Origin of the sequence: Mesorhizobium sp. M4B.F.Ca.ET.143.01.1.1 (assembly GCF_004792275.1) — a bacterium.
In the GTDB taxonomy this organism is placed as follows: Bacteria; Pseudomonadota; Alphaproteobacteria; order Rhizobiales; family Rhizobiaceae; genus Mesorhizobium; species Mesorhizobium abyssinicae.
This window is the reverse complement of record NZ_SRSR01000313.1, coordinates 1-295: the sequence shown is the minus strand read 5'-3', so window position 1 is coordinate 295 and position 295 is coordinate 1. Positions and strand designations below refer to the sequence as shown.

At 61.7% G+C, this 295-nt stretch carries 1 protein-coding gene; it reads left to right on the top strand.

Annotated features, from left to right (window positions below):
• Positions 1-295 (top strand): outer membrane beta-barrel protein (locus tag EN786_RS37135; protein ID WP_135910200.1); only part of this gene is annotated, 295 nt, incomplete at both ends.

Below are 295 nucleotides of genomic sequence, written 5' to 3'. Positions count from 1 at the left end.
AGATGCCAGACCAGGGTCGACTGGTTCGGCACGCTACGTGGTCGCCTGGGCTATGCGATCGACAGCACATTCCCTACTTCACCGGCGGCCTGGCCTATGGCGAAGCGGAAGCCAATCCGGATATCGCCGGCTACGGCGGTAAGGATACGCTGGTCGGCTGGACGGCCGGCGCCGGCATTGAGCATGCGTTCAGCAAGAACTGGACGCTGAAGGCCGAATATCTCTTTGTCGATCTAGGCAAGGTCGATCTCGCCGATTTTGGCCCCCCGTATGGCCGAGGCCATGCGGACGTCAA